Below are 25183 nucleotides of genomic sequence, written 5' to 3'. Positions count from 1 at the left end.
AGTTAGTTTTCTTAAGCTTCCAAGGGCACTCGTCTTTGGAAGCTTATTTTTAAAAAGAGAGGTACGAGATATGAGAATAGATATAAATCAATTAGAACAGGTCAATAAGAACAGTCTTTCCGGTCATAATGATAGGTTTAATTTTTTAGCGGATAGCTTATCAAAAGAGGGTAAGGATGTTTCTGGAATTATAGAGAAAATCTCAAAATTTCAGGTGGCCATTCCAAGCTGGGCCTTGGGTGCCGGTGGAACGCGTTTTGGGCGTTTTGGATTTCAAGGTGAGCCTAGTAATTTGGAGCAGAAAATTGATGATGTAGGTATCTTACACCGTCTTACGCAAACGGCAGGTGCCGTATCTTTACATATTCCTTGGGACGTACCCAATGATTATACAGCGATAAAAGAATTGGCTTCATCGCACAATATTCTTTTTGATGCGGTAAATTCCAACACATTTCAAGATCAGGCCAATGCCGAACATAGTTATAAATTCGGTTCCCTGTCCAATACAAGCAAGGCTTCCCGAGAGCAAGCCATTGCACATAATATCGATGTTATAAAAATCGGGGATAAGTTAGGTTCCAAGAGTCTTACCGTTTGGTTGGCCGATGGTTCAAATTTCCCCGGACAGAGCAACTTTCAAGCGGCATTGCAGAACACCGAGGATAGTTTAAAAGAAATTTATAAAGGTTTGCCAGATGACTGGAAACTCTTTATAGAATATAAACCCTATGAGCCAAACTTCTATAGTACTGTAATTCAGGATTGGGGTACTTCTTTTATGCTGGCCAATGCCTGTGGCGATAAAGCGTATACACTTGTGGATTTAGGACATCACTTGCCCAATACCAATATTGAACAGATTGTTTCTACCCTAATGTTAAAGGGTAAACTTGGTGGTTTTCACTTCAATGATAGCAAATATGGAGATGATGATTTAACCGTAGGTAGCGTAAAACCCTACGCACTTTTCTTAATTTTCAATGCCTTGGTGTACGGTATGGAGAATAATCCGCAGAATCCATATCCTGCTTGGATGATAGACGCTAGTCACAACCTTAAGGATCCTTTAGAAGATCTAATTCAATCTTTGGAGGCCATACAAGAAGCTTATGCAAAAGCTTTAATAGTAGACCAAAAAGCACTTCAAGAGGCACAGTTAAACCATGATGTGGTTACCTGTCAAGAAATACTACAAGATGCGTACCGCACGGACGTAAGACCTTTGTTGGAAAAAGCGAGACTTAACGCTGGTGGGGTGATAAACCCAATAACTGCTTACAGGGAGTTGGAAATACGAAAAAAACTAATACAGGAGCGAGGCGCTAACTCGGTGGCATCCGGACTATAAGGCAACACATATGAAAACCGACGTAACCGCAGTATTTGATATAGGTAAAACGAATAAAAAATTCTTTCTCTTCGATAAGGATTATCAAGAAGTGTATAGAGAATATAATCGTTTTGAAACTATTAAAGATGAAGATGGTCATGAAACGGAAGACCTAGCATCTTTACAAACGTGGTTAAAGGAAGTTTTTGATAGAATTCTAAAGACGGACAAGCACAATATCACGGCCATCAATTTTTCTACTTATGGTGCCAGTTTTGTCCATTTGGATAAAAATGGAAAAGTATTAACGCCTTTATATAATTACACAAAACCACTGGATAAAGAAATCGTTGAAGATTTCTATAAAAAGTACGGTCCTAGAGAGGAATTTGCCAAAACGACAGGTTCATCGGATTCTGGTATGCTCAATTCTGGAATGCAATTATATTGGTTAAAGCATACGAAACCAGATGTTTTCAAGAAAATTGCCTTTTCACTTCATCTTCCACAATACATTAGCTATGTATTTACGGGAATACCCTTGAGTGAATATACGAGTATAGGTTGCCATACGGCAATGTGGAATTATAGTAAGAAAGATTATCACGATTGGATTTACAAGGAAGGGTTAGACCATATTTTACCCCCTATCGTCTCTACGGAGACCAGTATCAATATGAACTATAATGGAAAGCGCATCAAGCTTGGTGTAGGTATTCATGATAGTTCGGCAGCTTTACTTCCCTATGTAAGAAGTATTAAAAAGAAATTTATTTTGGTGTCGACCGGAACCTGGAGTATCGCCTTGAATCCGTTTTCGGAAAAGTTGCTCTCTGAGGAAGATATTAAAAAGAACTGTATCAACTATATGCGCATCAATGGAAAACCTGCAAAGGCAAGTCGCATCTTTCTGGGTAATGAATACAGTTTACAGGTAAAGGAGCTGGCCGATTATTTTAAGGTTTCAAAGGATTTTCACAAGTCCATTGCTTTTAATTATGATACTTTTTTTGCCATTATAAAGGATTTTAAATTTTGCTTTAGATGGAAAAGTATTGAAGACAATAATATGCCTGCGGAAACAAAATTTGGGTATGATAAATTTGAACATGCCTACCACCAACTAATGATTGAACTGGTTTTGCTACAGGTAGAAAGTATCAAAGTTGCAGCAGGAGACGATATCATCGAAAAGCTTTATATTGATGGTGGTTTCAGTGATAATGACGTATATATAAAACTTGTTTCTCACTATCTAAGAAACATGGAGTTAAGAACAACCGATTCCTCTTTAGGGTCTGCCTTGGGGGCTGCGATTGCAATATCGGATGCTAAGCTCAATTCGAAGTTTTTGAAGAAGAATTATTCGTTAAAAAAACATATTCCTTTCATTTTAAAATAAGTAGTTGCTATATGGCCAAGGAGTTTAATCCCGATTACCCGTCCATGGACGATTTAAGAAATAAGGCTATGCGAAGAATACCAAAATTCGCATTTGAATATCTAGACGGCGGTTGTAACGAAGACGTTAGTATTTCTAGAAATACGAAAGAAATACGTGATGTTCAACTACAACCCAGATATCTCAGGAATAAAGGTATAAGTTCTACGAAGACAAAAGTTATGGGAATGGAGTTTGACGCTCCTTTTGGTATAGCACCTGTGGGGTTACAGGGCCTTATGTGGCCCAATTCCCCAGAAATATTGGCAAAGTCCGCCTTCAAAAATAACATCCCCTTCATTCTTAGTACGGTGACCACGATGAATATTGAGCGTGCTAGTGAGCTTACAGAGGGTAATGCTTGGTTTCAGCTTTATAATCCTGCAGAGGATAGTCTTAGAGACGATATTATAAATAGAGCGGCCGCTGCAGAATGCCCGGTTTTGGTGCTGCTTTGTGATGTGCCAACATTTGGTTATCGCCCTAGGGATATAAGAAATGGTTTGGCCTTACCGCCTAAAATGTCGGTAACCAATATCATGCAAATATTGGGTAAACCCACATGGGCATTTAATACCTTAAGGTACGGACAACCAACTTTTGAGACCCTTAGGCCTTATACACCAGAGGGTTTAAACCTTAAACAACTAGGTCAATTTATGGATAAGACCTTTTCTGGCCGATTAAACGAAGAAAGAATAAAGCCCATACGGGAAAAGTGGAAAGGGAAATTGGTATTGAAGGGTGTTGCTTCGGAACAGGATACGCAAGACGCTATTAGATTAGGCTTTGATGGTATTATCGTTTCCAATCATGGTGGCAGACAGTTAGATGCAGCGGAATCCACGATAAACTCACTCGCTGGTATTGCCGCCAAGTATGGCGACCAAATAGAGGTAATGATGGACAGTGGTCTGCGCTCAGGTCCGGATATCGCTAGAACTATGGCTACTGGAGCCAAATTCACCTTTATGGGAAGGTCTTTTCTCTACGGTTGTGGTGCTCTTGGAAATCAAGGAGGAGACCATACTATTTCCATGTTAAAAACTCAGTTTAAGCAGGTCATGGACCAACTATGCTGTGAACGTGTAGAAGACTTGCCCAAGCATTTGATAAACAACTAAAACCAACCTAAAATGAGCCAACATAACATCGAGGAAGAAATAGAGGAAATCGCGGGAGGGGAATTTGAGAGAGAACCCATTCCACAATCTAAACTAAAAGGTTGGAAAAGTTTTCTTGGGATGTACGCAGGCGAACACGCAGCAGGTACGGAATTCATGATCGGTCCCTTATTCCTAACAGCAGGGGTTAGTGCCTTCGATTTAATTGTTGGACTATTGTTGGGTAACTTATTGGCGGTGCTTAGTTGGCGATTTTTAACGGCAAGGATTGCGGTTGAAAATAGATTAACGCTTTATTACCAATTGGAAAAAATCTGTGGAAAAAAATTAGTCATCGGTTATAACTTAGCGAACGGAATTTTGTTCTGTTTTCTAGCGGGTGCAATGATAACGGTGTCTGCCACTGCTGTTGGTATTCCGTTTGATATGGAAATGCCTAAACTAACGGATACCACACCCAATGGTGCTACATGGGTTATTATAGTAATACTTATTGGAGCGGTAATTTCCTTAATTGCCTCCAAAGGTTACGATACGGTTTCAAAGGCGGCCAATTGGATGTCGCCAGTTATCGTGCTTGCATTTATTGCCTGCGGCGTAGTGGCTTTGAACCAACTCGGAGTAAAGAATTTTTCTGATTTTTGGAATATTTGGGGAGAGGGTTCAGAACCGTTCCCAGGGCAGTTAAAATATACGTTTTGGCATGTTGTTATCTGGTCTTGGTTCGCTAATGCGGCCATGCATGTGGGCATGTCCGACTTATCGGTATTCCGTTTTGCAAAAAAAGAAAGTGCTGGTTGGACAACCGCCGCAGGGATGTACGTAGGTCATTATATGGCCTGGATAGCTGCAGCTTTGTTGTACGCCGTCTATTTGAAATCCCCAGAGGCACAAGCCTTTTTATCTAGTGGAGAGGCACCTCCGGTGGCACCGGGACCATTGGCCAATAACGCCATCGGTATTTTTGGAATCATTGCAGTAGTTTTAGCAGGATGGACCACCGCCAACCCTACCATCTACAGGGCAGGATTGGCATTCCAGGCTATTATGCCTAAAGTGTCTACATTTTGGGTCACCATAATAGCGGGAACGGTGGCAACGGTTGCCGGCTTATTTCCGGCGTTTGCAATGAAATTGTTGGGTTTTGTGGCCTTGTACGGATTTATCTTAGCTCCGTTTGGTGCCATTATCGTCTTTGAACATTTCTTTCATAAACAAGTGGGTATTGTAAAGAACTACGCCGAAATAGCAAATCTTAAATTTAATAAATCTGTTTTTTTAGCTTGGGCGATTAGTTTTGGATTGTTCTATTTTATATCGCTTCAGTTTGATGTTTTTCTGTCTTTTGTTACCTTACCAGCATGGCTTTTATGTGGAATCTTGTTTTTACTGTTCAGTAAAAAATTTCAAAAGAGTGCTGAGATTGCTTAGTAATTTTGGATTAGAAAGAATGTACTTTTTTAATCCCTATAGTGAACCGGATGAAAATAAAGAAAGGTTAATTTTAAATGCTAAATATTAACTCCTTCTATTAATTAAATAAATTGAATGAAAAAAGTAGTGACTTTCGGAGAAATTATGCTCCGCTTATCCCCTCCTGGATTTTTAAGGTTTTCTCAAACCAATAGTTTTGATGTGGTCTACGGTGGTGGTGAATCCAATGTCGCCGTTTCACTAGCTAATTACGGTGTTCCTGTAGAATTCGTTACACGATTGCCAAAAAACGATATCGGCGAATGTGCCTTAATGGAAATGCGCAAGCGAAACGTTGGGACAAGCAATATTGTTTATGGAGGAGATCGTTTGGGAATATATTTCCTGGAAACGGGTGCGGTAAGTAGAGGTAGTAAAGTGGTCTATGACCGTGCGCATTCTGCTATCGCGGAAATTACCGCAGGCATGATAGACTGGAAGACCGTTTTTAAAGGGGTGGAATGGTTCCACTGGACGGGTATTACTCCCGCCATTTCGCAAGGAGCGGCGGATGCCTGCTTAGAAGCTGTGAAGGTTGCGAGTGAAATGGGTGTTACCATTTCTACAGATTTAAACTATCGCGCTAAGCTTTGGAAATATGGTGGTGATAGGGAGGCCATAATGACAGAGCTTACCTCGTATTGTGATATTATACTGGGTAATGAAGAGGATGCAGAGAAACATTTTGGGATTAAACCCGAGGGATTGGATATCACAACGCAGGGAGAACACGTAAAGGCAGAGGCCTTTTTATCTGTCTGTGAGCAGATGATGAAAAAATTCCCTCGTGCTAAAAAGGTGATTACTACCTTAAGAGGCTCCATATCCGCTTCACATAATAGTTGGGCAGGAGTTTTATACGATGGTAAAACAATGTTTAAATCTCCAGAATATCAAATTACGGATATTGTGGACCGCGTAGGTGGCGGTGACAGCTTTATGGGTGGATTGATTTACGGACTTTTGAAATATCCAGAGGATGACCAAAATGCACTTAACTTTGCAGTTGCAGCATCTTGTTTAAAACACACCATTAAGGGAGATGCAAACTTAGCTACAGTTGCTGAGGTAGAAAAGCTGATGAGCGGAGATGCCTCTGGAAGGGTAGCTAGATAAACTGAGTTATAAATAGTATTTTAATGGTATATATAACGGAGCGGTTTTCTGCTCCGTTATTTTTTAAAAATAGCGATATGGCACAATTTTCAAGGATTGAAGTGGCTTCTGTGATGAAGGAAAACGGTATGGTACCCTTATTTTACCATCCAGATATTGATTTGGGAAAAAATGTTCTAAAGGCATGCTATGATGGTGGCTCTAGATTAATGGAGTTTACCGCCCGGGGTGATTTTGCTTTTGAGGTGTTTTCGCAATTAAATAAGTATGCAATTGAAGAATTACCCGGGATGATTATGGGCGTTGGATCCATAACAGATGCAGCAGCAGCGAGTATGTTTATGCAAATGGGTGCAAATTTCATTGTTACGCCTTCTTTAAGAGAGGATATAGCCATTGCATGCAATCGTCGTAAAGTACTATGGTCACCAGGTTGTGGTTCTTTGACAGAAATCAATAAAGCAGAGGAAATGGGTTGTGAAATTATTAAATTATTTCCAGGTTCAACCTACGGACCAGGTTTTGTAAAGGCCATTCGTGGGCCACAACCATGGACGAATATTATGCCCACGGGAGGGGTGTCTACAGAGGAATCAAATTTAAAAGGCTGGTTTGATGCCGGTGTTACCTGCGTAGGAATGGGCTCGCAATTGATTAGCAAGGATATTTTGGCCAATAAAGACTATGAGGGTTTAAAAAATAGAGTGGTTACAACTCTAGCACTTATTAAAAAACTACGTGCGTAATATTTCAATATGAAGACATTTATCACGGACGATTTTTTACTGCAGAATAAGTTTTCAAAAAAACTGTATCATGGGTACGCTGCGGATTTGCCGATTATAGATTACCATAATCATTTACCTCCAAATGAAATTGCGGAAAACAGGGTATTCAAAAACATAACCCAGGTATGGTTGGCAGGAGATCATTACAAATGGCGAGCCATGCGTGCTTTGGGTATCAACGAAAAGTATATTACAGGAGATGCATCAGATAAGGATAAATTTCTTAAATGGGCCGAAACGGTCCCATATACCGTTCGGAACCCATTGTATCACTGGACACATCTAGAGCTACAGCGTTATTTTGATATCGATACCTTATTATCGCCCCAAAACGCCGAGGAGATATATGACCGTACAGCATTTATGCTACAGCAACCGTCTAATCATACGGTTGGTTTACTACAAGAAAAAAAGGTTGAATATTTATGTACTACAGATGATCCAACGGATAGTTTGGAACATCATAAACATATTGGTAAACAGGAAATCTCACCTAAAGTATTTCCAACGTTTCGCCCAGATAAGGCTTATGCCATTGAGGACAGTGTCTCCTACATTCAATATGTTGAAAAGCTAGGAGCCGTTGTAGGAAGTGAGATAAAGAATTATGATGATTTATTATCGGCCTTAACACAGAGAATAGATTATTTCCATGAAGTAGGAGGCAGGTTGGCAGATCATGGTCTGGAGCAAATGTACCATGTTGATAAGGATAACTTTAATAGTGATGTGCTTTTTAAAAAGGCTATGGACAAGAAGAGCCTTAGTCCCGAAGAAGTTTATTTTTTCAAGGCTAAGATATTGTTATTTTTAAGTAGGGAATATCATAAGCGAAAGTGGGTTCAACAGTTTCATCTTGGTCCTATAAGAAATAATAATAAAAGATTATTGGCGAATTTGGGCCCTGATACTGGCTTTGATTCTATGGGAGATTTGCCTCAGGCTAAAACCCTGAGTGGCTTTCTCAATGAATTAGATAGTACAAACGAACTTACTAAAACAATACTTTATAACCTTAATCCCTCTTACAATGAAGTTTTTGCTACCATGGCAGGGAATTTTAACGACGGTAGTATTAAGGGTAAAGTGCAGTTTGGCTCGGCTTGGTGGTTTCTAGACCAGAAAGATGGTATGGAAAAGCAAATCAATACCCTTTCCAATATGGGCTTACTCAGTTGTTTTGTTGGGATGCTTACCGATTCTAGAAGTTTCCTTTCTTTTCCAAGACACGAATATTTCAGAAGAATTCTTTGCAATCTAATTGGTAGAGATGTGGCCAACGGTGAACTTCCGGCAGACGAAAAGTGGCTGGGGAAAATAGTTGGCGATATCTGTTATCATAATGCAAAAGACTACTTTGGACTCTAGCAGGGTAGTTTAGAATCGTAAACAAAACTTGTAATACCATGAAAACTGTAAAATGGGGTATCATCGGATGTGGTGATGTTGCCGAGGTAAAAAGTGGTCCCGCTTTTCAGAAAGTAAAACATTCGGAGTTGGTTGCGGTCATGCGACGTAACAAAACTAAAGCCGAAGATTTTGCGAAACGTCATAAGGTTCCCTTTCACTATGATACGGTAGAGGCATTATTAAGGCACAAGGCGATCAATGCGGTTTACATCGCTACACCGCCCTCAACACATTTGGAGTACACCCTAATGGCCTTGGATGCCGGAAAGGATGTCTATTTAGAAAAACCGATGACCTTAAATTTTGTGGAGGCCAAAATCCTTGCTGAGGCTCTAAAGGATACCACGCATAAACTTACCGTAGCTCATTATAGAAGAAAACTACCAGCGTTCTTAAAGGTAAAACAACTTTTGAATGAAGGCGTTATCGGTAAGGTTTCGAGTGCCGATATTCAAATACTACAACCTAAAAAATCAAACATAATTGCCGATACCGAAGACAACTGGCGATTGAATCCTGAGGTTTCGGGTGGCGGTTATTTTTACGATATCGCTCCGCATCAAATCGATTTAATGTATCATTATTTTGGAGCTATTGACGCCGTCTCCGGGTTTTCTAGCGCTGATGATAAAGCTGCATTAGTAGATGATGTGGTAAATGGAATTATCCGTTTTGAAAACGGGGTTCAGTTCAGGGGAATTTGGAATTTTACCGCATCCGAGCAAGACCAGAAGGACGAATGTATTATCTATGGCTCCGAGGGTAGCATCCATTTCTCATTTTATGGGGATGAGGTTCAATTAAAAAATAAGGAGGGTGAAAAAAGCTTCCCATTCCAAAATCCGAAACATATACAACAACCTATGATTACAGCCGTAGTGGATTACCTTTTAGACAAAACAGAGAATCCATGTCCGGTACAAGACGGGTTAGTTGTCATGAAGACCATGGAACAACTCTGCGGGCGCTTTTCTTAGAGTAAATTTTTATTTCCAGTTCAGTTGTAGGAGACTCAAATAGATATATCTAAGCGGTTTAAGTGGAAAAACCAAGGCTAAGTTTAAATATTTCTCTTTTTTAATTCCTTTACCGCATGGTCAGCCGCCCTTGCTGTTAAGGCCATATAGGTCAGTGAAGGGTTTTGGTTTCCAGAAGAGGTCATACATGCACCGTCCGTTACATAAACATTGGGTACTTCATGGATTTGATTATGTTTATTGAGTACTGAGGTTTTAGGGTTATGCCCCATACGTGCCGTTCCCATTTCATGGATTCCACCGCCCATATAAGAGTCTCTCTTAGTAGCTCTAACGTCCTTGAAACCTGAATTCTCAAGCATCTCCTGTGCTTGAACAATCCAATCTTTCTTCATTCTTTTCTCATTCTCCTTAAATTCAGCATCAAAAACGATTGTAGGAAGGCCATACTGGTCTAACTTGTCATAATTTAAGGTCATTTGATTCTCGTGATAGGGTAGTACCTCACCGAATCCACCAAGGTTTATGCGCCATCCGCCAGGTTTCAGCATGGCGTCTTTATATTCTTTACCATAGCCGTATTCTGGAATTACAGTACTGTAATCATTTCTTCCAGCACTTCCCTGATATCCATATCCACGAATAAAATCAACTTTTTCAGATTTTGCGTTCAGATTTCTGAATCTAGGGATATAGAAGCCGTTGGGTCTCCTGCCTTTATAGTATTTATCGTCGTAGCCATCTATTTTCCCCGATGCGCCCGCACCCAGTTGGTGGTCCATAATATTATGTCCGAGCTCTCCACTCGCATTACCCATTCCATTAGGAAATGCATCGGATTTGGATTGCATTAGAATAGCGGTAGAGGCCATTGATGATGCACAAAGGAAAATTACCTTAGCTTTAAACTCTAGTATTTCTTTTGTATTGGCATCTACTACTCTAACGCCTGTGGCTTTCTTTTTGTTCTTATCGTACAACACTTCGCATACAATGGAGTCTGGTCTTAAGGTCATATTCCCGGTAGCTTCGGCCATGGGAATGGTAGAAGAGTTAGAGCTAAAGTAGGCTCCATATGGGCAGCCTCTTTTACATCTATTTCTGTGCTGACAAGTTCCTCTTCCTGCACCAGGTTTTGTTCCCTCTGTGATATGTGCCACCCTTCCTATTGTCAGAACACGATCCTCATAATGGTCCGCTATTCCCTTCCTTAAATGTTCTTCCACACAGTTTAGCTCCATTGGTTTAAGGAAAACACTATCCGGTAGCTGAGGTAATCCTAAAGCTTCACCACTAATGCCCACATGTTTTTCAACATAGGTGTACCAAGGCTCAACATCTTTGTAACGTATGGGCCAATCCACACCTATTCCATCTTTGACATTGGCTTCAAAATCTAGGTCGGACCAGCGATAAGTTTGTTTTCCCCATATTAAAGAGCGGCCTCCAACTTGTGTGCCACGGATCCAATCAAAACGTTTTACTTCATCGTAGTCATGTTCAGAATCGTTATTGAAAAAGTGTTTTGTAGTATTGTCCAGCCGCCACCGTAACTGCTTGCTATAGTCTTTCTTTTGTTCGGCGGTAAGAACGCCTGCATTTGGGATATCCCAAGGGTCTTGGTGCATGGTCGGGTAATCCAAAAGGTGGTTTACCATTCTGCCACGTTCCAGCACAAGGGTTTTTAACCCTTTTTCACAAAGTTCTTTTGCAGCCCAACCGCCGCTAATTCCTGTTCCTACTACAATGGCGTCAAATTCAGTTTCTGGATTTTTTAAAGGCATTCTTTAGTGTTTGAGTGTTACTAAAAGTACAAATTAGAACCTTTTAGGGTGTCCTGTAGTGTAAGGTGTACCTTGTTCTCCTTAGCAGACTTTACAACCCAAACTGTCTTGGCAACCACAGACTCAACTCTGGAAAATAGGTGACCAAAAACAATGCAAAAATCATGGCGATAAATAAAGGCAATAGCGGTTTCACTACTTTTTCAATAGAGGTCTTAGCTATTCCGACACCCACAAAGAGCACTGAGCCAACAGGCGGCGTGCAGAGTCCTATACAGAGATTCAGTACCATAATGATTCCAAAATGAACGGGGTCTAAGCCAAGCGCCGTAACGACTGGTAAAAAAATAGGGGTAAAAATGAGTACGGCCGGGGTCATATCCATAAATATTCCCACGAACAGCAACAGTAAGTTTATAATCAATAATATGACAATAGGATTATCGCTTAAGGCTAAAAGACCTGTACTTATCTCTTGTGGAATGTTTTCATAACTTAGTGCCCAAGACATGCTCATGGAGGCGCCTATGAGGAGCATAACTATGGCTGTTGTTCCAGCAGAATCTAACAGAATCTGAGGCATTTTAGGAAGGCTTATTTCTCGATATATCATTCCTAAGATAAAACTGTAGAGTACTGCAATGGCAGAGGCTTCTGTAGCCGTAAAAATTCCTGTAACGATACCTCCAATGACTACTACGAGCATAAATAGGCTAGGTAATGCATCCACGAAAGTCTTTAAAACAGCCTTTAAAGTGCTTCGTTTCCCAACTTTATATCCTTTTTTCTTTGCCCAGAAAGAGGCAACTATCATTAAAAAGAGTCCCGTTAAAATTCCCGGTATATAGCCTGCCAAGAAAAGAGCGGCTATAGATGCGCCACCACTGGCCAAGGAATAAACGATCAATACATTACTAGGGGGTATGACAAGACCTGTAGTTGCCGCAGTTATATTTACGGCGGCACCGAATTCCCTAGAATATCCTTCTTTTTCCATTTCTGGGCCAAGTATACTCCCCATTGCGGAAGCAGCGGCCATAGCAGAACCTGCTATGGCGCCCATAAGCATAGCCGAAATGATGTTAATTAAAGCTAAACCTCCTGGTAATGCACCTACTAGGGTTTTTGCGAAGGCAATAAGTCGATGGGCAATACCTCCCTTGTTCATTAGTTCTCCCGATAGAATAAATAAGGGTATGGCCAAGAGGGCAAAGCTATCCAATCCGGTGCCTATTCGCTGTGAAACGGTAGTGGCCGCAGGCAATATAGGTATGCTGACCAACAGGGTCAATAGCGATGAAATAGCGATGCTCCAAGCAACGGGCGTTCCTATGGCCAAAAGGCATATGAAACTGATAACTAATACTAGTATAGGTGCGTATTCCATGGCTTATTGTTTTTTGAGAATGTCCGAAAGTTTATAGTATATAATAAGTAGACCACTAATGGGGATGACCATGTATACGACAGCTAACGGAACTTGTAGGGCAGGGGAATTTTGACCCAGAACATAGGTAATATAGACCAGTCTAGAACCACCAATGACCATGGCCAGTAGGCAGAACAGAATTATCAATATGCGTACGATTAAGATCAATCGTTTCTGCATAGGTGGGCTCAAGCGGGTTGGTAGTACATCAATGGCCACGTGCATATTTCTGCCCGATATATAGGCAGCACCTAAAATACCGACCCAAATCATTAGATAACGCGCCAATTCATCCGTAAAGGAACTGGGTGAGCCTAGAATAAAACGACTGGCTACCTGCCAAAGCACATTAAGTACCATAATGGCCATAATGATTACCAGAAAATTGGCAAGTATCTTATCAATGGTTTTTCGTAGTTGCATACCTTGGTTGTTTAGTTGGTTGCTTGAATATCTTGTATCAGTTGGTAAAATTCTTTGTCCTCTTTGTACTTGTCAAAGGAGTCTTTTATTTTGTCCGAGAACAATGTTTTATCTGGTCTTATGATTTGTACGCCAGCTTCTTTAACAGCTTCCAAGGCTTCATTCTCTGCTTCTAACCAAAGTTTACGTTGGTACACTACAGATGTTTCCACGGCCTGCTTTAACCAGCCTTGTTCTTCTGGAGTTAGTTTATCCCATAAATAGGTTCCTGCCAAAAGAACGTCGGGGAGTACGGTATGCTCATCCAAGGTGTAATATTTAGCTACCTCGTAATGTCTGGACAGGTAAAAACTCGGAGGATTGTTCTCTGCCCCATCTACAACGCCTTGTTGTAATGCTGTGTACAGTTCACCCCAAGATATTGGGGTAGGGGAGCCACCCAAACCACTTACCATATCCATGGCGGTAACACTCTCCATGACACGTATTTTCTGTCCCTCTAGGTCTTCCGGGGTATTTACAGGTTTATCCTTAGTGTAAAAACTACGACTTCCGGCATCGTAATACCCTAATCCTTTTAGCCAATATTGTTCCCCTTCATTAAGTAGTTGCTGTCCTATGGGGCCATCGAGAACGGTAAAAGAATGTTCCCTATCCCGAAACAGAAATGGTAGTCCCAATACCTTCATTTTTGGTGCAAAGTTCTCTAAAACTCCTACGGAAACCTTGGTCATATCTAGGCTTCCAATTTGCAATAATTCTAAACACTGTCGTTCCGTTCCCAATTGTTGACTTGGATAGATTTCCAGTTTTAACTTTCCGTCGGATAACTTGTCCAAGTCTTCTCCCATTTTCACCATGGCTTTATGAACACTATGGCTCACATCCAAACCATGACCTAGGCGAAGTGTTTTGGTGTCGTCCGTTTTTGCACAGGACGCCATTAGAGCAACAATAAGAATCAGAAATACGTGTCTTTTTAGTTTCATAGTACGTTTATTTCACGGTGACTTGTAACGGATTTTTAAGGTTTTCCGCGAATGTTGCCAAATACTTCTCCCATTCCTCTTTAGAAGTAAATTGATTGCTTTTTTTCCAACCAAAACCAGCATAATAAACTGCCTTACTGTCTTTGGTTTTGATATGGGCAAAAAGATTGCTTTCGTCTTTTCTAGTCGTTTCGTAATGTTCATAACCCACCATCCTATCATTAGGTACTACGATACCTGTACCTAGTTCGGAGTCAAAATGGGGTTCCCAATAGCTAATCCATCCCTGATCCTCATTTACTCCAATCTCCCCTTCTTTTTTATGTAGTGTTAATCCGGCCGAAATGGTATCCGTTCCTTTTAACGTAATTTCAAAACGAGATAAATTTTGACCGTAATCCAAGGAAATCATTTTTTCTTCGGATATATTGTTGCCTGCTGCATCCCAATTCGAATAGATTAAAATAAAACTGGTTCGTATGGGTCCTGTACTCAACGTTTGCCAAGAGATGAAGTTTTTAGAAATATAGTAACTGGTATCTATCTTTTTAGCAATACCACCCACACCTCTACTGATGCCCACATGAAAATTATCCAAACCTTCACCATCATCCTTATGATAACTGCCATCGGTTTCTAATTCTTTTTTATACCATTTATTAATGATAGGATAATCTACACGTTTTAGCCAAGCATCTATTCCGCTAGAAAGGGTGCCTCCTTTGATACCATCCTCAATCATTTTTTGTGCAACGGGTCCGTAGGTTCTAAATGCAACGCGATTGTTCTCCCATGCGTAATCGTCCGTACGCTCAGGCACAAATCTTGAATAGCAAGCGGGAATACTGTCCTTAGGTACCATACCTTCGGAAAAGCTGATTTCATACACTTTTTCACTATTGGCAGCAATTTCTGGTTGAAATAAAATTTCATCCATGGTACCATCTCCATCAGTATCTATTTGTTGTGAAACGATTTCGGCCTTTGTCTCGGCATCCAAAATGACAATGTTGCCTTTTTGGTTCTCTTGTGGTATAGCTTCCAAATCCACGGAAACGGTTTCAAAAGAGCGGTCGCTATTCAAGGTATTCTTCACTACAACCTGTTGGTTGGGTTGTGTCTGCTCTTCGCAAGAGAAGAGTAGTAAAGTGACATATACAGATACTAAAAGCTTGACTGTTCTCATGATACTTATTTTTCGTTCGATGGTTTTCCTATAGTGGCCAAAATACCTCCGTCCACATAGACGACATGGCCGTTGACAAAATCACTTGCCCGAGAAGCCAAGAAAATTGCAGCTCCTGCTAAATCGTCCGGATCTCCCCATTTTGCCGCTGGTGTTCTATTGATGATAAATTCATTGAACGGATGACCGTCCACACGTATAGGGGCGGTTTGCGATGTAGCAAAGTAGCCTGGGCCAATACCGTTGGTCTGTATATTGTGTTTGGCCCACTCGGTTGCCATGTTCTGTGTAAGCATTTTTAGTCCGCCTTTGGCGGCCGCATAGGCTCCCACCGTATTACGTCCCAACTCGCTCATCATAGAACAAATATTGATGATTTTTCCTTGTTTACGAGCAATCATACCTTTGACAACATGTTTGGAAACAATAAACGGACTCACTAAATCTACGTCGATTACCTGTTTAAAATCTGCGACCTCCATCTCTTCCAAAGGTGTTCTTTTGATAATACCGGCATTGTTGACCAGAATATCAATAGTCCCCACTTCGCTTTGAATCTTATTGATGGCGTCAATGACTTGGGCTTCGTCGGTAACGTTGAATTTATAGCCTATTGCATTGATGCCTTCACTTTCATACATTTTAATAGCATCATCAATTTTTTGTTGTGATGAATTTCCGTTAACGACTATGGTAGCTCCCGCTTTACCAAGTCCTTTGGCCATAGCCATCCCCAGGCCGTGCGTACTGCCGGTTACCAAGGCTATTTTTCCGCTGAGGTTAAAAAGTTCTATACTCATGAAATTATCTTAAATCGGTTATTTTGGCAACATCCATATCGCCATAATCTAAATTCTCACCTGCCATACCCCATATGAAGGTATAATTGGAAGTTCCGGAACCACAGTGAATGGACCATGGTGGGGAAATGACAGCTTCATTGTTCTGCATCCAAATATGTCTAGTTTCTTGAGGCTGGCCCATAAAATGACAAACCGATTGACCCTCTGGTACATCCAGATAAAAATATACTTCCATTCTTCTATCATGAACATGCGCTGGCATGGTGTTCCAAACACTACCCGTTTTTAATTCTGTCATGCCCATCTGTAGTTGGCAAGTAGTAACCACACCCCCAATAATCATTTGACTTACGGTACGATGGTTTGCAGTTTCTAAAGAGCCTAATTGTAGTTTATTGGCTTCGGCCAGGCTTACTTTTTTTGTGGGGTAGGAGGTGTGCGCCGGAGCAGAGTTCAAATAGAACTTTGCTGGGTTTTTTGGGTCATCACTTTTAAAAATGACCTCTTTAGCACCGCTGCCTATATACAAAGCGTCTTTATGCGCAAGGCTGTAGGTAGTACCATCTACGTCTACCGTACCAGCTGCTCCAACATTGATGATTCCGAGCTCTCTCCTTTCTAAAAAGTAACTCGCTTTTAAAGGGTCTATAGCCTCTAATTTTAAGGGACTGTCCGGAACTGCAGAACCCGCAATGTAGCGGTCATAGTGCGTATAGGTGAGGTTGATTTTACCTTTTTGCATAAGGTTATCGATTAAGAACTCATCTCGCAATGCGGTTGTGTCATATTTTTTAACGGCTTCCGGACTGGAGGCATATCGTGTTTCGTAGGATATGGACATTGTATAGTTTATTTTATGATTAATATTGATTCGATAATCGAGATTTTTCTATTCCGAGGCTTGCCTCGAAAGGTAAACGTTGTATCTTTTCTAATGACTCGTAAATTTGCTACGAGTTGGCCGACCTTCTAATTCCAAGTTCAAGCCCACGTAATTCCGCAAGACCTCTTAAACGACCAATGCCGGAATATCCCGGATTCGTTTTTTTACGTAAGTCGTCAAGCATCTTATGGCCATGGTCCGGACGCATAGGCATCCGTATATCTTTACGACCCGCTTTCTTTCTTTTTTCTTGCTCTTGCACAAGGGCTTTCATCACCGCGTACATATCCACATCGCCTTCTAAATGATTGGCTTCATGGAAATTACCATCTGCATCCCGTTGTGTGCTTCTTAAATGGATAAAATGAATTCGATGTCCCAATCGGTTCACCATTCCCGCTAAATCGTTGTCATCACGGACTCCAAAAGAACCCGTACAAAAGGTAAGTCCATTATTAGGACTGTCCACAGCATGATACAAATCCAAGATATCTTGTTCCGTACTTACTACTCTTGGTAGGCCAAGAATAGGATAGGGAGGATCATCTGGGTGTATACACATTAAAACTCCCGCCTTTTCTGCAACCGGGATAATATGTGCTAAAAATTCAAAGAGATGTTCTTTAAGTTTTGCCGCGTCAATGGTGTCATAGGTAGCCAAGATAGTATTGAATTCCTCCAAGGAATAACCTTCCTCCGCTCCGGGTAGTCCCGCAATGATATTATCAGAAAGTTTTTGCTTTTGAGCATCGTCCAAACCGTCAAAATAGGTCTTTGCTTTATGTTGTTGTTCCACCGTATAGGATTCTTCAGCTCCGGGTCTTCTTAGTAAGAACAGCTCAAAGGCTGCGAATGCGGCTGCTTCGAATCTAAGGGCTGTGGAACCATCTTCGATTTCATAGTCCAAATTGGTCCGTGTCCAATCCAGCACCGGCATAAAATTATAGCAGACAATATCTATACCACATTTTCCTAAATTAGATAGGGTTTGCTTGTAATTTTCAATATAGTCTAGATAGCCTTCCGATTGTGTTTTGATGGCTTCGTGGATGGGTACACTTTCTACAACAGACCATTTGAGCCCGGCAGCTTCAATAGTTTCTTTTCTTTTTTGGATTTCCAAAATGGGCCAAACTTTTCCATTAGGAATATGGTGTAAGGCAGATACGATACCAGTAGCACCGGCCTGTCTTATATCCGCTAAGGATACTGGGTCATTAGGTCCGTACCATCTCCATGTTTGTTCTAATGACAAATTCATTTTATATTTATTTTAATCATATAATTCGCTATTCAATTTTATCTGAAGCATTCGTTTCAATTCATTTACTTTACTCCTATTGCTTTCTGCAATATTTAGGTTTTCTTTTTCAATAGATTCATAGTTGTAAAGTTCAACAAAGTTATCATCATGTACTATAAGTCTGTAATCGGGCACGCGAATAGTTTTGGCTTTTTTCCAGTACGATACGGCCGAGTGTCCGGGGTTATCAGCATTTTCCAACATAGGGACTAAAGATTTACCAGTGGTATAAGCTGTTTTAGCAACTCCTGTTAGTTCACATAAGGTAGGAAAGATATCCAAGGTTTCTACAATACCTTTGGCTTTTGCCCCAGGATTTTTCATTTGGGGGGTAGCGATGATTAAAGGAGATTTTAAGGCTACATCAAAAAGATTGTGTTTGCCCCAAATGCCATGCTCTCCTAAATTCCATCCATGGTCTCCCCAAAGGACTATCACAGTATTCTTATCCGCACCTGTTGTCTTTAATTTTCTAAGGATTTGGCCAACTTGTTCGTCGGCATAACTTACGCAGGCGGCATAATATTTTTTAAGTTCCAAATCCAGTTCGGAACCAAGTTCAAGGTCCTTTCCAAAGAAATCATAACGTCTTATCTCATTAGATGGATGCCAAGTACTTTTACCATCTGGTTTTTTAGGATAGGGGTTTTCTGGAATTGAAATAGTATCATAGCGGTCCAAATATTTTTGAGGAACCCCGAATGGTAAATGTGGCTTTATAATACCTACCGCTAGAAAAAACGGTTGGTCAGGGTTGGAGGCTAAGTTTTCCAATTCGGAGAGGGCTTGTTTTGTGATAAGGTCGTCCGGATAGCTGTCGCCAAAATTATTTGCGGACTCGTATACGGGCATCGTACCTTTTTCTTTGCTACGAATAATACCATTCTTTAATCCGTGCATGGCACCACGGGGATGTTTCCACGGTCCAACGGGCATAAGACTACTATCCCAAGCGCTGGGCATTTCAATAGCGTCCTTATCGTTCCAGTCTTTACCTCCCAAGCCACCGGGGTGATGGGATACTTTACCTACTGAAACTGTTCTGTATCCATGGTTTCTAAACCATTCCGGCATAGAGGGGTGTGTGTTCTTGGTCTCCTTTAAAATTATTTCAGCCCTTTTAAAAAGCGCATTATTTGAAGATGGACCATAAACACCGGTCAACAAGGTATATCTTGAAGGACCGCAGCTAGGGGCATTTACATAATGATTTAAGAAGACGCGGCCTTTTTGAGCCAGTTTGTCAATATTTGGAGAGTGAATATAGGGTTGGCCGAAAGAACTTAGTTCTGGGCGCAAATCATCGATACAAATTAGAAGAACGTTTTGCAGCTTTTCAGATTGCGCATTAGTGTTCAGTCCTACAACACATAGGGCAAGTACACAGATAACACCTTTATAATTCATTATACTCTTATTAAACTCCGCTAAATGCGCTAAATCCACCATCTACAGGAACTACAACTCCCGTTACAAAAGTAGCACCATCGCCACACAACCATAGGGTTGTACCTATAAGGTCTTCCGGTGTTCCAAAACGACCCATAGGGGTCTGACCGATAATCGTATTACCTCTTGGTGTTAGTGAACCATCCCCTTCTGTTAATAATGCCCTATTTTGGTCGGTAAGAAAAAAACCAGGTGCCAAAGCGTTTACGCGAATGCCCACTTTTGAAAAGTGTACCGCTAGCCACTGGGTGAAATTTGAGACGGCCGCCTTGGCTCCGCTGTAGGCGGGAATCTTGGTCAATGGTGTAAAAGCGTTCATAGAAGATATGTTTAAAATACTACAACCTTCCCTACCTACCATATCTTGGGCAAAAACTTGAGTGGGTAAAAGGGTTCCAATAAAATTAAGATTAAACGTGAACTGGATGCCCGAACTATCCAAATCGAAAAAGGTTTTAAAACCCTCCGTGGTATTCGATAGGTCTTCTTCTTCTAAATACGGGTTACTTGTGGTGCCCAAAGGATGATTTCCTCCGGCGCCGTTTACAAGAATATCGCAAGCACCTAATTTTGAATTGATTTCTTCCTTGGCCGCCAAAAGCGATTCTTTTTCCAATACGTTGGCCACAACTCCTATGGCCGTACCCCCAGAGTTGTTTATTTCATTGGCAACCTCTTCCGCTGCCTCTTTTTTAAGGTCTAAAACCGCAATTTTATGCCCTTCTTTTGATAGGGCCAATGCTAATGTGCTGCAAAGAACACCCCCGGCTCCGGTGAGCACAACTACTTTTTTACTCATTTTTAGTTGTTATTTTAAAGCTAGTGAGCAGAAATATTAGTATAACTGCTATTTACTCAAATTTCAAGCTTTTAATTTAAAAGAACTAATGGCTCGTTCAAACAATAGTGCAAATAAGGGGTAAAAACGTCCATTTCATTAGTTCTAAAACTACTTCATACCTGTGTTATACGTATCCTGTAGTATCTTGTCTTGGCATTAATCTGTACTGTTTTTATAGCTATATTTAATGGATGTTCTTTCTTTGTAGCGGTACAACCTGCTCAAAGCTCGGTAAGAGGACTATTAAGTAAATCGTTCATCCTCGAAGTATGGTCTAAAATTGCTTGAAGTAATATTTTTCGATTTCATGAAAACTAGGTTCGTCATATTTATAATGCTTAATTGTATTTTTTGTCTTGGACAAAATTTACCTAGTACCTATCAGTTTAAACACTTGAACACTTCGGATGGACTCTCACAAAGTTCTGTTATCGCCATTGAGCAGGATAATCTAGGGCGTATGTGGCTGGGTACGCGCGATGGCCTGAACCTATATGACGGTACAGGTTTTAATGTGTATAGAACCGTTGTGGATGATAGTACCTCCATCAGTAATAGTGACATTCTTTCCATTAAACAGGATACGGAAGGTTATATATGGATCGGTACCTATAACGGTTTGAACAAATATGACCCAGCCCATAATTCGTTTGAGCGATATTACCATTTTAATGAGAAGACATCTTTAAGTAACAATACCATTTGGGCTATTGAAGAACTATCTGATGGTGAAATTTGGATTGGCACCTCAAATGGACTTTCTATTTATAACAAAGAGAAGGATAGTTTCACTACCGTTTATGCAAATGCGAACGATCAGCACAATACCTTACCGTCAGATTATATCCTTAGTATCACCCAAGCGAATAACGGGACAATTTGGATTGGAACTTCAGAAGGCTTTTGCAAGGTGGTCTCTGCCGATAATAATACGTTTGAGTTCAAAACCTATCAACCAAAAAACGAGGATAAAAATCTCTTTGTTCAAACAATTACCGTTTGTGATGAGAACACACTTTGTGTAGGTACAAAGAATATGGGTCTCCTTAAATTTGATTTGATCTCGGAACGTTTTCTTCCCAGGGATATTATCAACACGGATGAAGATATCAGAGCTGTTGCTGCTGCCGATAATGGTTTGTTATGGGTAGGTAGTTCGGATGGGATAGACCTTATAGCTAATGAGAATCTCGTACGGACAATAAAAAATGAGCCCAATGAAGAAAATAGTTTAAGCCATAACTACGTAAAATCTATTTTCAAGGATAAAAAAGGGTCCATTTGGGTGGGCTCGTATTATGGCGGCGTTGATATTTGGGATGCTTCAAACACCAACTTTCTAAATTATAAGGAGTCCTCCGGTAAGAAACGGTTAGGGCATAAGGTAGTTAGTTCTATAGTGGATGATACCGAAGGTAACCTCTACTTAGGTACCGAAGGCGGTGGAATAACCATCTTTAATAAAAAGACAAATGGTATGCAGTATATCAATACAGAAAACAACGAATTTTTACGTAGCGATAATATCAAATCATTGCTCTTCGATAATCAAAAGTTATGGATCGGCACTTTTAATAAAGGAGTGAAAATCTATGATTTAGCAAGAAATCGTTTTGTCACGGATATTTTGACGGATGATTTAAGTACTCTTTTAAGTAATTCAGGAACCTATACCATAAAAAAAGGTCTACACAATGATATTTGGTTCGGAACATTTGGTCTAGGCCTAATAAAATATGATGTTGAAAGTAGGAAGTACGTGATTTTTGATAATTCTAAAGAAGAATTGAAAGGCCTATCCAGTAATAGGATTAGAAGCTTAATGGTAGACAAAGGGTCTAATATTTGGGTAGGTACCCAAGGGGGATTGAATCTATTAAAATATGCAAATGGCGGTTATTCCGAAGAGCGGCTTACACGTTTTTTCTACGATAAAGAAACGGGTTCCGGGGATGACATACTAACTATTTTTCAGGATTCAAGAGGTACCATATGGGTAGGTATTAGAGCCAAGGGTTTGTTTCGCTTTGATGGTAAAACATTCAATCAAGTGCCTATAAAGACCACCCGAGAAATAACGTCTATCTATGCCATATTAGAAGATGATAACAATAGACTTTGGATGAGTAGTAACCAAGGGCTGTTAAAGTATGGTGTGGCGGACGACTCTTTTGTAGTGTACACGGAACGAGATGGTTTGGTGGGAAATGAATTTAGCAGTGGCGCGGCACTTAAACAAGGAAGTTCAAAACTATATTTTGGCGGACCGGAAGGAGTTTCTTTTTTTGACTCCAAGACAATTGTAAGTAATAATTTCAACCCCCAAGTACTGCTTACGGACTTAAAAGTAAAGAACCAATCTGTACTGGTCGGTGATGAAAACGGTGTTTTGTCCCAGAGCATGCCCTTTACGAAAGAGATAGCGCTTGACTATGATAACGCTAATTTTTCCATTGATTTTACCATGCCCAATTTTATAAATCCCAACAGTAATCAGTATCGATATCGTATGGTTGGCTTAGAGGAGAATTGGACCTTGACGGACCAAGCCAGTGCAAACTATACGATTCAGAGGCCGGGAAATTATGTTTTTGAGGTCATGGGGGCAAATAACGATAAGTTATGGAATCCGCAGCCAACTACCTTGAAAATTACGGTACATCCTGCGCCGTGGTTCAGTAAATGGGCGTTTGCGCTGTACATTTTTACTATACTAGCTGTGGTTCTTGGCATCATAAGTATAATACGTTCAAGGACAAAATTAAAACACAAGTTGCAGCTAGAGCATTTAGAAAATGAAAGAAATCAGGATATTACCGATGCAAAACTTAGATTTTTCACTAACGTCTCCCATGAATTTAGAACGCCCTTAACTTTAATAACGGGTCCGTTACAACAATTGTTAGCAGATTATAAAGGTAGCAGTATGGTGTATAAGAAACTACTGGTCATAGAAAGTAACGCTAATCACCTGCTGCAACTCATCAACAGGCTTATGGATTTCAGGAAACTTGAACATAAAAAATATGTGCTAGAATCTGCCGAAGGGAATTTTATAAAATTCTTGAAAGAAATTTTCCTGTCCTTTTCAGAGTTTGCTAAAGGCAATTATTATGAATATACTTTTGAAACCGACGAAGAACAGGTTTTAGTGTATTATGATCGCCCTAAATTGGAACAAGTCTTCTATAACCTTATTTCCAACGCTTTTAAATATACCCCCGCAGGCGGAAAAATAGCTATTAAGGTAAAAAGGAGTCACAACCAGGTCGTGATTGATATTGTTGATTCCGGGCCAGGGATTCCCGCCAAATATCAGGATAAGGTGTTTGAACGATTTTTTGAAATTCCCGATTATATAAAAGGGGATACCTCTCAAAATAAAGGAACCGGTATTGGACTTGCCATCGCAAAAAAAATCATCGAATTGCACAAAGGAGAGATATCTGTTTTAAGTGACTCAAGAACTGGAAGTACGTTTAGGGTTGCGTTAAAATTGGGTAATGAACATATTGCTAAGGAAGAAATCATAGAGGATTTTAAATTTAGTGACGATGTAGCCTTGTATACTTCCCAATTATCACATACACCGTCTAAGGAAATTCTTTTAAGTTCGGAACAATTAGCCATGGATAAGGAGAAAGACCTTGTGCTAATAGTAGAGGATAATTTGCCGTTACGTAATTTCATTAAAGATATTTTGAAGGATACTTATAACGTTATGGAAGCTGGTGATGGTCGTGAAGCTTTAAAGAAGGCGATGAAGTACGTTCCTACCTTAATCGTATCGGATGTGATAATGCCCGAGATGGTCGGGACCGAACTGTGCGCAAAAATCAAGGAAAACATCAAGACCAGTCATATACCTATAATACTGCTTACCTCAAGGACCTCGCTTTTATATAAGTTTGAAGGCTTAGAAAGCGGTGCCGATGATTATATAAGTAAACCTTTTAATATTAAGGAATTCAAATTACGTATTAAGAACTTAATAGATTCTAATAAACGCTTGCGCACAAAATTTGGTGAAGAGCAAAGTCTTACTCCTAACGAGATAGTAATTTCTTCAATTGACGAGCAATTACTCAAAAAGGCATTACAGATTGTTGAGGATAATATTTCTAACGATCAATTTGATATTATTACTTTTAGCACGGAATTGGGTGTGAGCAGGACCTTGTTATTTACTAAAATAAAAGCATGGACAAATTTTACTCCCAATGATTTTATTCAAGAAATTAGAATGAAACGTGCTGTGCAGTTACTAGAGCAAGGTAATCTGAATATTTCAGAAATAGGATATCAAGTAGGTTTCAAAAACCCAAAATATTTCAGCAAGTGTTTTCATAAAAAGTTTGGTTTGAGTCCTACAGCTTATATTGAGAAATTCTCAGAAAAATTCTTCGATTTAAACTAATTCTTCGATTTTAT

19 protein-coding genes are annotated in these 25183 nt (G+C 40.2%); 9 read left to right on the top strand and 10 right to left on the bottom strand.

From position 1 onward, the window contains the following. The first annotated feature begins 70 nt into the window (after window positions 1-70). The 8 genes from EJ994_RS10515 to EJ994_RS10480 all read left to right on the top strand — a co-directional run bounded on the left by EJ994_RS10515 (window position 71) and on the right by EJ994_RS10480 (window position 9662). Window positions 71-1351: a sugar isomerase gene (locus EJ994_RS10515; RefSeq protein WP_126592387.1), complete on the top strand. Its 1281-nt coding sequence runs from the start codon at window positions 71-73 to the stop codon at window positions 1349-1351. Window positions 1352-1361: 10 nt separating this feature from the next. After that, window positions 1362-2735: an FGGY-family carbohydrate kinase gene (locus EJ994_RS10510; protein ID WP_126592386.1), complete on the top strand. Its 1374-nt coding sequence runs from the start codon at window positions 1362-1364 to the stop codon at window positions 2733-2735. 11 nt (window positions 2736-2746) lie between these two features. After that, a complete protein-coding gene (locus tag EJ994_RS10505; RefSeq protein ID WP_126592385.1) occupies window positions 2747-3898 on the top strand; it encodes an alpha-hydroxy acid oxidase in 1152 nt (383 codons plus the stop codon). A gap of 12 nt (window positions 3899-3910) precedes the next feature. Next, window positions 3911-5329, top strand: coding sequence for a purine-cytosine permease family protein (locus tag EJ994_RS10500; RefSeq protein ID WP_126592384.1), 1419 nt, complete (start codon window positions 3911-3913; stop codon window positions 5327-5329). A 117-nt stretch (window positions 5330-5446) separates the two neighbouring features. After that, complete coding sequence (locus EJ994_RS10495; RefSeq protein ID WP_126592383.1) at window positions 5447-6487, top strand: sugar kinase; 1041 nt, start codon at window positions 5447-5449, stop codon at window positions 6485-6487. A gap of 77 nt (window positions 6488-6564) precedes the next feature. Continuing rightward, window positions 6565-7233: a bifunctional 4-hydroxy-2-oxoglutarate aldolase/2-dehydro-3-deoxy-phosphogluconate aldolase gene (locus EJ994_RS10490; RefSeq protein ID WP_126592382.1), complete on the top strand. Its 669-nt coding sequence runs from the start codon at window positions 6565-6567 to the stop codon at window positions 7231-7233. 9 nt (window positions 7234-7242) lie between these two features. Then, entirely contained in the window at window positions 7243-8643 is a 1401-nt protein-coding gene (uxaC, locus tag EJ994_RS10485; protein ID WP_126592381.1) for a glucuronate isomerase, read from the top strand. A gap of 38 nt (window positions 8644-8681) precedes the next feature. Further along, the gene (locus tag EJ994_RS10480) at window positions 8682-9662 is read left to right on the top strand and encodes a Gfo/Idh/MocA family protein (protein ID WP_126592380.1); all 981 of its coding nucleotides are present in this window, start codon (window positions 8682-8684) and stop codon (window positions 9660-9662) included. An 83-nt stretch (window positions 9663-9745) separates the two neighbouring features. Here EJ994_RS10480 and EJ994_RS10475 read toward each other — a convergent pair whose 3' ends face one another. The 10 genes from EJ994_RS10475 to EJ994_RS10430 all read right to left on the bottom strand — a co-directional run bounded on the left by EJ994_RS10475 (window position 9746) and on the right by EJ994_RS10430 (window position 20710). Beyond that, entirely contained in the window at window positions 9746-11446 is a 1701-nt protein-coding gene (locus EJ994_RS10475; protein WP_126592379.1) for a GMC oxidoreductase, read from the bottom strand. A 91-nt stretch (window positions 11447-11537) separates the two neighbouring features. After that, window positions 11538-12833: a TRAP transporter large permease gene (locus tag EJ994_RS10470; RefSeq protein WP_126592378.1), complete on the bottom strand. Its 1296-nt coding sequence runs from the start codon at window positions 12831-12833 to the stop codon at window positions 11538-11540. A gap of 3 nt (window positions 12834-12836) precedes the next feature. Beyond that, window positions 12837-13298: a TRAP transporter small permease gene (locus EJ994_RS10465; RefSeq protein ID WP_126592377.1), complete on the bottom strand. Its 462-nt coding sequence runs from the start codon at window positions 13296-13298 to the stop codon at window positions 12837-12839. Window positions 13299-13309: 11 nt separating this feature from the next. Continuing rightward, the gene (locus EJ994_RS10460) at window positions 13310-14287 is read right to left on the bottom strand and encodes a TRAP transporter substrate-binding protein (protein WP_126592376.1); all 978 of its coding nucleotides are present in this window, start codon (window positions 14285-14287) and stop codon (window positions 13310-13312) included. Between the two features lie 7 nt (window positions 14288-14294). Then, entirely contained in the window at window positions 14295-15473 is a 1179-nt protein-coding gene (locus EJ994_RS10455; RefSeq protein WP_126592375.1) for a DUF4861 domain-containing protein, read from the bottom strand. A gap of 5 nt (window positions 15474-15478) precedes the next feature. Continuing rightward, on the bottom strand, window positions 15479-16273 hold the full coding sequence (locus tag EJ994_RS10450; protein ID WP_126592374.1) for a gluconate 5-dehydrogenase: 795 nt from the start codon (window positions 16271-16273) through the stop codon (window positions 15479-15481). Window positions 16274-16277: 4 nt separating this feature from the next. Next, entirely contained in the window at window positions 16278-17117 is an 840-nt protein-coding gene (gene kduI / locus EJ994_RS10445) for a 5-dehydro-4-deoxy-D-glucuronate isomerase (protein ID WP_126592373.1), read from the bottom strand. Between the two features lie 109 nt (window positions 17118-17226). Then, window positions 17227-18420 carry a mannonate dehydratase gene (gene uxuA / locus EJ994_RS10440; protein ID WP_206507127.1) on the bottom strand — a complete coding sequence of 398 codons (1194 nt, stop codon included), beginning with the start codon at window positions 18418-18420 and terminating at the stop codon, window positions 17227-17229. A gap of 12 nt (window positions 18421-18432) precedes the next feature. Continuing rightward, window positions 18433-19869: a sulfatase gene (locus tag EJ994_RS10435; RefSeq protein ID WP_126592372.1), complete on the bottom strand. Its 1437-nt coding sequence runs from the start codon at window positions 19867-19869 to the stop codon at window positions 18433-18435. A 10-nt stretch (window positions 19870-19879) separates the two neighbouring features. Further along, entirely contained in the window at window positions 19880-20710 is an 831-nt protein-coding gene (locus EJ994_RS10430; RefSeq protein WP_126592371.1) for an SDR family oxidoreductase, read from the bottom strand. Window positions 20711-21146: 436 nt separating this feature from the next. Here EJ994_RS10430 and EJ994_RS10425 point away from each other — a divergent pair, with 436 nt between their 5' ends. Then, window positions 21147-25169, top strand: a complete 4023-nt coding sequence (locus EJ994_RS10425) for a hybrid sensor histidine kinase/response regulator transcription factor (protein WP_241240765.1) — start codon at window positions 21147-21149, stop codon at window positions 25167-25169. Window positions 25170-25183 lie beyond the last annotated feature (14 nt).

This window comes from Maribacter sp. MJ134 (assembly GCF_003970695.1).
Taxonomy (GTDB): domain Bacteria; phylum Bacteroidota; class Bacteroidia; order Flavobacteriales; family Flavobacteriaceae; genus Maribacter.
This window is presented reverse-complemented; position numbering and strand designations above follow the sequence as displayed.

Coding starts and splice junctions, on each gene's coding strand:
- EJ994_RS10515 (WP_126592387.1), top strand. CDS start 71: ATGAGAATAGATATAAATCAATTAGAACAGGTCAATAAGAACAGTCTT.
- EJ994_RS10510 (WP_126592386.1), top strand. CDS start 1,362: ATGAAAACCGACGTAACCGCAGTATTTGATATAGGTAAAACGAATAAA.
- EJ994_RS10505 (WP_126592385.1), top strand. CDS start 2,747: ATGGCCAAGGAGTTTAATCCCGATTACCCGTCCATGGACGATTTAAGA.
- EJ994_RS10500 (WP_126592384.1), top strand. CDS start 3,911: ATGAGCCAACATAACATCGAGGAAGAAATAGAGGAAATCGCGGGAGGG.
- EJ994_RS10495 (WP_126592383.1), top strand. CDS start 5,447: ATGAAAAAAGTAGTGACTTTCGGAGAAATTATGCTCCGCTTATCCCCT.
- EJ994_RS10490 (WP_126592382.1), top strand. CDS start 6,565: ATGGCACAATTTTCAAGGATTGAAGTGGCTTCTGTGATGAAGGAAAAC.
- uxaC (WP_126592381.1), top strand. CDS start 7,243: ATGAAGACATTTATCACGGACGATTTTTTACTGCAGAATAAGTTTTCA.
- EJ994_RS10480 (WP_126592380.1), top strand. CDS start 8,682: ATGAAAACTGTAAAATGGGGTATCATCGGATGTGGTGATGTTGCCGAG.
- EJ994_RS10475 (WP_126592379.1), bottom strand. CDS start 11,446: ATGCCTTTAAAAAATCCAGAAACTGAATTTGACGCCATTGTAGTAGGA.
- EJ994_RS10470 (WP_126592378.1), bottom strand. CDS start 12,833: ATGGAATACGCACCTATACTAGTATTAGTTATCAGTTTCATATGCCTT.
- EJ994_RS10465 (WP_126592377.1), bottom strand. CDS start 13,298: ATGCAACTACGAAAAACCATTGATAAGATACTTGCCAATTTTCTGGTA.
- EJ994_RS10460 (WP_126592376.1), bottom strand. CDS start 14,287: ATGAAACTAAAAAGACACGTATTTCTGATTCTTATTGTTGCTCTAATG.
- EJ994_RS10455 (WP_126592375.1), bottom strand. CDS start 15,473: ATGAGAACAGTCAAGCTTTTAGTATCTGTATATGTCACTTTACTACTC.
- EJ994_RS10450 (WP_126592374.1), bottom strand. CDS start 16,273: ATGAGTATAGAACTTTTTAACCTCAGCGGAAAAATAGCCTTGGTAACC.
- kduI (WP_126592373.1), bottom strand. CDS start 17,117: ATGTCCATATCCTACGAAACACGATATGCCTCCAGTCCGGAAGCCGTT.
- uxuA (WP_206507127.1), bottom strand. CDS start 18,420: ATGAATTTGTCATTAGAACAAACATGGAGATGGTACGGACCTAATGAC.
- EJ994_RS10435 (WP_126592372.1), bottom strand. CDS start 19,869: ATGAATTATAAAGGTGTTATCTGTGTACTTGCCCTATGTGTTGTAGGA.
- EJ994_RS10430 (WP_126592371.1), bottom strand. CDS start 20,710: ATGAGTAAAAAAGTAGTTGTGCTCACCGGAGCCGGGGGTGTTCTTTGC.